At 43.1% G+C, this 7,524-nt stretch carries 5 protein-coding genes and 1 pseudogene; 2 read left to right on the top strand and 4 right to left on the bottom strand.

What is annotated here, in order from left to right:
* The first annotated feature begins 477 nt into the window (after positions 1-477).
* Positions 478-1,200: a hypothetical protein gene (locus E0E16_RS04845; protein ID WP_130829284.1), complete on the top strand. Its 723-nt coding sequence runs from the start codon at positions 478-480 to the stop codon at positions 1,198-1,200.
* A 319-nt stretch (positions 1,201-1,519) separates the two neighbouring features.
* Positions 1,520-2,995: a pyruvate kinase gene (gene pyk / locus E0E16_RS04840; protein ID WP_130829282.1), complete on the top strand. Its 1,476-nt coding sequence runs from the start codon at positions 1,520-1,522 to the stop codon at positions 2,993-2,995.
* Positions 2,996-3,062: 67 nt separating this feature from the next.
* Here the strand turns inward: pyk and E0E16_RS04835 are convergent, their stop codons facing one another.
* The 4 genes and pseudogenes from E0E16_RS04835 to E0E16_RS13915 form a co-directional block, all read right to left on the bottom strand.
* Positions 3,063-3,509: an RpiB/LacA/LacB family sugar-phosphate isomerase gene (locus E0E16_RS04835; protein WP_130829280.1), complete on the bottom strand. Its 447-nt coding sequence runs from the start codon at positions 3,507-3,509 to the stop codon at positions 3,063-3,065.
* 56 nt (positions 3,510-3,565) lie between these two features.
* Entirely contained in the window at positions 3,566-5,584 is a 2,019-nt protein-coding gene (locus E0E16_RS04830) for a transketolase family protein (protein WP_130829278.1), read from the bottom strand.
* Positions 5,585-6,458: 874 nt separating this feature from the next.
* The gene (locus tag E0E16_RS04825) at positions 6,459-7,304 is read right to left on the bottom strand and encodes an IS3 family transposase (RefSeq protein WP_255418113.1); all 846 of its coding nucleotides are present in this window, start codon (positions 7,302-7,304) and stop codon (positions 6,459-6,461) included.
* 32 nt (positions 7,305-7,336) lie between these two features.
* Positions 7,337-7,524: pseudogene (locus E0E16_RS13915) on the bottom strand (hypothetical protein); the annotation flags it as partial.

Here is a 7,524-nt window from a genome sequence, read left to right as displayed (position 1 = left end):
TGGAACGCCGAAAATATGGCGAACGACGGTCTTATGCCATCTTCACCAAAGGTCCCAGGGGGCATCGAGCCCCCTAAGACCTTGCCGAAAATATGACGGAACTTAGGTGTTGTCCATCTTCTTTTATGCAAGTGCACTGACTTCAAATTTAAACTATATAATGTTAATGTCAAGTCATTCAGTAAATAAGAAAATATTTGACAAGTAAAACAGAAATACATCGTCAGATCTGACAAGTGAATTCAGGAAAAGACAGATGGTTAGGCTTCTCTTTTTAAAACATGAGCTTTTGGTGTGCAAAAGCTTACCTTTTGAGATGCAAAAGCTCACCTTTCGCGTTCCAATTGCTATGCTTTTGAAAATTGACAGGAGAAAATTATTTACATATTAATAATGATGTGAATTTTCGTTTCAATAATGTTGAAAAAATTTCATAATGCCAAAGAATTGTATTAAATTTGCAGTAAAAACGAAGACATGCGATATCAGGTAACTTGCAGCCACTGTGGAGGCTGTTTTCGAATAAATGCCATGAGTGGCATCGAATTGCAAAGTGCCTGTCCTTATTGTGGTAAAAAACTGAGAATTAAAGTTCCGGCAACAGTGGAGAAATCCACGTACAGTTTCGGTGCTAACAAACATGCTCAAACCGACCGTCATGGGAAAGGATATAGGGGATGGATTCTTTTTCTCTTGGTATTAATGATACTTTTTACCGGCGTCTTTGGGTGGAACTTCTATCAGAAGCAAGTTGAGCAAAAGGTTATGTTGGTGCGACAACAGCATCGCGACTCGCTTGTTCAAATCATGAGAGATAAGGCTGCGCTTGCTCTTATGTCTGAGAAGCAGGAACATCAACAGCGTTTGACTTGTGCTTTCCTGAAGTCGTTTTATGAGAAGGCTGTTTTGACAGAGACGAATCCGTATTCCTATCAACATTATTTGACGGAATATTGTAAGAACATGATTTTTGGTTTGGAGACAGAAAGCTCCGACGCAGATTATGAAACGGTGTGGTGGGGCACTTTTGGAACAATGGCGGGAGTTGTTGATAAAAAGGCATTATTGGCTAACCTGCGAGTTTCTCATGATGAAGGCGAATGGTACAAAGTAAGACTTTCGCAAGCCGGAGGAACAGAGTTTCGGAGAATCAAGGTGCTCAAAGAAAGAGGGAAACTCTTGATAGATGATGTAAAGTAGATTTTGTTATGAGCGAGAGGTTGCAAGTGATATGTAAAAGTTGCCGTAAGACGTATATCGTTCAAGGTGAGAGTGGGAAAACGTTGAAATGCCAATGCCCTTTTTGTGGAACACCGACCACTATAGTCGCGCCATTGGGATCGAGTGGAGTGAATTCTCAAAAAGAAAGCAAGACATCCGGTTTTAAAAATTTAAGTATCGGTAAGAAAGTGGTATTGATCTTTCTCTTGTTATTCTTGCTGTTAATCATCTCTGCCTCAGTATTATATATTGTCTTTTCAACAATGTCTAATTAAAAAATCAGTAATTTGAACAGAATATGAAGCAAACAAAGATTGTATGTTCTATCAGCGACAGACGTTGTAATGTGGATTTCCTCAGAAAATTGTTTTTTGCGGGAATGAACGTTGTGCGTATGAATACTGCACACGCCACCCCTGATGGAATTAGGGAGATTATAAAGAATACGCGTACCGTATCATCGCATTTGGCACTCTTGATAGATACCAAAGGACCGGAGGTGAGAACGACAGGCGTTGACAGCCCTATCAGCTATAAAACCGGTGATGTGGTGAAGTTGTTGGGTCGCCCCGATGTCGATACAACCCATGATATCGTGAACCTGTCCTACAAAGATATTGCCAAAGACGTAAAGATAGGCGGCCATCTTCTTTTCGATGATGGAGTGTTGGATATGAAAGTGATGGATATTGCCGGACCAACAATCATCGCACAAGTTCAGAACGATGGCGAGTTAGGCTCACATAAGAGTGTGAATGTGCCCGGACAACATATTGACTTACCTGCTCTTACAGAGAAAGACAAAGCCAATATTCAATTGGCGATAGAAGAAGACATTGATTTCATTGCTCATTCTTTCGTACGTTCGGCAGCGGATGTGTTCGAGGTGCAGAAGATTTTGGACGAACACCATTCCGATATTAAAATCATTTCTAAGATTGAAAATCAGGAGGGAGTTGACAATATTGATGAAATCATTGATGCATCGTACGGAATCATGATTGCTCGTGGAGATTTGGGAATAGAAGTCCCCATCGAACAGATACCGGGAATACAGAGAAGCATTATCCGGAAGTGTATCGCGAAGAAGAAACCGGTAATTGTGGCAACGCAGATGTTGCATACGATGATAAACAACCCACGTCCGACTCGTGCCGAAGTTACGGACATAGCAAACGCCATCTACAGTCGCACTGATGCATTGATGTTGAGCGGTGAAACAGCAAGTGGAAAATATCCCCTTGAAGCTGTTCGGACGATGGCAACAATTGCCGAACGAGCCGAGAAAGATGCTCACCGGGAAGGCTATTTTGAAATACCGATGTCCGACAAGAGAGACCAAAGAGAGTTCTTGGCAAAGAATGCCATCGAAGCGACCGAATCGTTGGGCGTGAAAGGGATTATCACTGATAGCGCATCCGGGAAAACGGCTCGCAATCTTGCTGCGTTCCGAGGTCCTAACCCCGTGCTTGCCATCTGTTACAATGAGAAATTACAACGTTGGCTGAACCTGAGTTATGGCATTATTCCCATTTATCAGCAGCAACATCTCAGCAGTCATTATATGTTTGTGGCAGCTCTTCGTATGTTACGTCAGAAAGGTTATATCGGTCTTGAAGATAAGATAGCCTATCTTTCAGGCTCTTTCGGAGAGGGAGGGGGAACAACTTTCCTCGAGATTAATAAGGTGAGTGCTGTATTCGGTAAAAAATACAAGTTCCATTTGCCTGCTACGGCTGCTATGGATGAGGTAGATGGCTTACCCCGCGATTAGTAAAAACAAATAAAGGGAGAGACCATTTGACCTCTCCCTTTTATCATTATTATTGAAAACCACTTGATTATTCAGCTTCTTCTTCAATTTTTCTAACTCTGCGCTCATGGCGTGCGCCTTCAAAGCTGGCTTTGAAGAATTCGTCCATGATTTTCTCTGCCGTTTTGTTATCTACAAACCTGCCCGGCATTACCAATACGTTCGCATCGTTATGCTGGCGAATAAGACCTGCTACATCCTTGTTCCATGCCAAACCCGCACGAACACCTTTGTGCCTGTTCAGTGTGATGGTCATTCCCTCTCCACTTCCACAGATGGCAATTGCCGGATAAACCTCTTCTTTTACGATGGCGTCTGCCAATGGATGAGCGTAATCGGGATAATCGCAACTTAAATCACTATTACAACCAAAATCCTTATAGGGATATTTGTGAGCCTCAAGATACTGAATAACAAATTGCTTCAATGGAAAGCCGGCGTGGTCGCAAGCTACTCCTACTGTTTTAATTTCCATAAGCGTTTAGGTATTATGAATCCCTGACTCGCTATGGGTCAAGGATTCCGGTTAAACTATTGTTCTATAAATTCTTTTACTTCTTTGTAAATATTCTCAGCCGTGAAACCGAGTTTTTCGTCAAGTACCTTGTAAGGCGCGGAAAAGCCAAAGCTGTTCAGTCCATAAACTTTCCCATTCGCTCCCACCAAACCTTGTAACGTGATGGGTAAGCCCGCTGTCAAACCGAATATCTTTGCGTCTTTTGGGAGTACTTCGGTTTGGTAGGCTTTCGGCTGTCTGCGGAAAAGACCCTCAGAGGGAGCACTGACAACACGTACCTTAATATTGTCGGCTTTTAAAAGATTTGCGGCGGCGATACATGATGACACCTCAGATCCGCTTGCCACCATGACAACATCGTAATCCTTGTCCGAATCTTTTACGATATACGCGCCTTTGCGTGCTGATGAATAATCGTTTCCGACCGGTAGGTTCTTTATATTTTGTCGTGAGAATATTAATGCGGTGGGAGTATTCATGTTCTCCATTGCCATTTGCCAACAAACAGTGGTTTCCTCTGCGTCTGCAGGTCTGAATACTCGTACGGAATCTTCACCCGAATGATTTTGAAGTTTCTCCATTAAGCGGATTTGTGCCTCTTGTTCAACGGGTTCGTGAGTAGGACCATCTTCTCCAACACGGAACGCATCGTGGCTCCAAATGAACTTTACGGGAGTTTTCATTAGAGCTGCCATGCGAACGGCGGGTTTCATGTAATCTGAGAATACAAAGAATGTGCCCATCGCTGCGATGACTCCACCATGGAGCATCATACCAATGCACATACATGCCATGGTCAATTCGCTAACACCGGCCTGAAAAAAAGCTCCGGAAAAATCACCTTTTACAAGACTCTTTGTCTTTTTCAAGAAACCGTCTGTCTTATCGGAGTTGGAAAGGTCTGCAGATGAGCATATCATGTTCGGAACTTGTTCTGCCAAGAGTCCCAAACATGCTGAACTGGCTGCGCGCGTGGCAATGTCCGGCTTTTGATTGATTTTCGACCAATCTATTTTTGGTGCTTTGTCGCTGAACCAAGTCTTTAGCAATTCTGCCTTTTCGGGATTGGCTTTTGCCCATGCTTCTTCTTGCGCTTTTCTCTCGGTTACAATTTTTTGCAACTCTTTCTTGCGCTTTGCGTAGAGTTCTTGTGTTTCCGGGAAGATAACAAATGGATTTTCCGGATCTCCACCAAGATTTTTAACGGTCTTCACATACGCATCCCCACCTAATGGTGAGCCGTGTGTTTTTATACTATGCTCATAACTTGAACCATCCTCTTGCAATGCACCTTTTCCCATGATCGTTTTCCCGATGATGAGGGTAGGGCGATGTTGCTCAGCTATGGCTACGTTCAACGCTTTGCGGATTTCATCTGCATCATTTCCGTTGCAAGTAATGACGTTCCATCCCCATGCCTTATATTTTGCAGCGGTGTCTTCGTTCATTACAACACCACATTCCGTGGAAAGTTGGATATCATTAGAATCATAGAACATGATGAGGTTGTTCAATCCTAAGTTTCCTGCAATGCGTCCTACGCCTTGCGATACTTCTTCTTGTATGCCTCCATCTGAGATGTATGCGTAAATCTTATGTTGCATCACCTCCTTGCCCAATCGTGCTTCTAAGAACTTCTCTGCAATAGCTGCTCCAGCTGCGAAACTGTGTCCTTGTCCCAATGGACCGGAAGTGTTTTCTATTCCGCGTTTTATATCTCGTTCCGGATGTCCGGGTGTCGGTGCCCCCCATTGGCGAAATTGTTTCAATTCTTCTATTGTAAATTTGCCTTGTAGTGCCAGCGCCGAATAGAGCATCGGAGACATGTGCCCGGGATCAAGAAAGAAGCGGTCTCTTCCTGTCCATTCCGGGTTTGAGGGATCATAAACAAGATATTCGGAGAAAAGTACATTAATAAAATCGGCACCTCCCATAGCTCCTCCGGGATGTCCCGATTTAGCCTTTTCCACCATCGATACTGATAGAATCCTAATGTTGTCCGCTACGCGGTTCATAGTTTCTTTATTGTTCATTCTCTTATTTTAGATTGTTTTTTGTTGCACTTGCAAATATAACAATAAATTGGGAGAAACCAAAATAAAATGATACAATTTAGTTTGCCTTTTTAATAATATCTAATTCTTTCTGTTCTCTCAACTCATGATGTTAGAATGTATCTGTATTTTGTAGTCGCAAAGTTGTTGTTTTACCCCTGTTTCTTTTATCCCCAATCGGTCGTTAGGATTTCTCGGTGTCGTATGGCAGTGAGAACTTCTTTATCTTTTCCCAATAGCGCGTCCTGAATGATTTTGTGGAAACCTCGCGCAAGGTCGTATCAAGTCATGAACACTTGACGTATTTTGTTCCAATGCCGGATAGCATCAATCCTTTCATGTCTCCAATTCGTATTCAGATGATGACAAACAGATACTTGATAGCGCACATTCGACCCGACATCACCACGAAATTATATTACAAAAACTACGCCCGGGACACGTCTTGTAACCTATTGATAATCAAGATGATATTAGTTGATATTTAAAAGCTTAGCTTTTGCACTCCAATTCATGACCTTTTACATTGCAAAAGCTTACCTTTTGGAAAGCAAAAGGTAAGCTTTGTCTTTTCCTGAATTCACTTGTCAGATCTGACGATGTATTTCTGTTTTACTTGTCAAATATTTTCTTATTTACTGAATGACTTGACATTAACATTATATAGTTTAAATTTGAAGTCAGTGCACTTGCATAAAAGAAGATGGACAACACCTAAGTTCCGTCATATTTTCGGCAAGGTCTTAGGGGGCTCGATGCCCCCTGGGACCTTTGGTGAAGATGGCATAAGACCGTCGTTCGCCATATTTTCGGCGTTCCAAAGATACTTTATATTTTTCTTTTTTGCAAGCATTTATCTCTTTTTCCAAAGATTTCTCCCGGGCTGTTCGCCTCTATAGACATCCATCGGACATTTCATTCCTATGCTCATATGCGGTCGTCTGTAGTTGTAGAAGGCTATTGCCTTGGAGATTTCCATGTTGGCCTGGTCATAATCTCGGTACATCTCCTGCTGGTAAATCCACTCAACCTTAAAGGTTCCATTCGTCCTTTCCGCCACAGGATTGTCCGTAGGATTGTACCGTTCTGTCATACTAACCCTGATATGGTGGCACATAAGAGTTTCAACATATAGGTGGCAGGCGTATTGCGAACCTCTGTCAGAGTGGTGTATCGTTCCGCAGAGGTTGCCTCCTCCGGCTGCCTTAACTGCCATTAGCAATGCCTCCTTCGTATTTATAGCCTCCATGGTTTCGGATAAGCACCAGCCTATGACAGCATGTGAGTAAACATCTGTAATGAGATGGAGGTACAGGACGTTGCCGTAAATCCAAACGTAGGTTATGTCGGCTGCCCAAATGTGGTTAGCATACATTGCCGTAACACCTTGTACAAGATTAGGATACTTCCTATAAGGATGATTGGAGTCCGTTGTACGTCTTCGCTTGTTCTTGGGAAGCATAAGTCCTTCTGAAGCAAGTAGTTTTAAGAAGGAGTCGCGACCATGAGTAACATCTTCACCTAGCTCCGACTTGAGGAGGACGTGCAGTTTCACACCGCCTATCCCGGGACAGCAGGCACGATAGTAGAGTACATTGTCAACTATCAGTTTACGCCTTTGCCGCTCAGAAATTACTAACTTGCAGCTTGCGTAATACCACTGGCGTTTCTTGCCAAACAGCCCACAGAGGAATTCCACGGATACACCGGGAAACTCCTCACGCAGCGCCGTTACTGTTTGGCACCATCTTTTTTTAAGATGCTGATACCCTCCTCGGATTCGGCTATCTCTATGAGTTTCTCATAGGCACGGCTGCGCATCTTCTCCAAAGACAATGCGTGTTGGAGGTTCACTATCTTCTGGCGCAATATCTCATTGTCTGTCAAATTCGTTTCTTTATGAGCCATACGATACCTCT

This window comes from Prevotella rectalis, assembly GCF_900607215.1.
Taxonomy (GTDB): Bacteria; Bacteroidota; Bacteroidia; order Bacteroidales; family Bacteroidaceae; genus Prevotella; species Prevotella brunnea.
The sequence above is the reverse complement of the archived record's forward strand: the minus strand, read 5'-3'. Positions and strand labels throughout refer to the sequence as shown.

What these genes read in the sequence shown, in the direction of transcription:
- E0E16_RS04830 (WP_130829278.1), bottom strand. Translation starts at nt 5,584, where the DNA reads ATGAACAATAAAGAAACTATGAACCGCGTAGCGGACAACATTAGGATT.
- E0E16_RS04845 (WP_130829284.1), top strand. Translation starts at nt 478, where the DNA reads ATGCGATATCAGGTAACTTGCAGCCACTGTGGAGGCTGTTTTCGAATA.
- E0E16_RS04835 (WP_130829280.1), bottom strand. Translation starts at nt 3,509, where the DNA reads ATGGAAATTAAAACAGTAGGAGTAGCTTGCGACCACGCCGGCTTTCCA.
- pyk (WP_130829282.1), top strand. Translation starts at nt 1,520, where the DNA reads ATGAAGCAAACAAAGATTGTATGTTCTATCAGCGACAGACGTTGTAAT.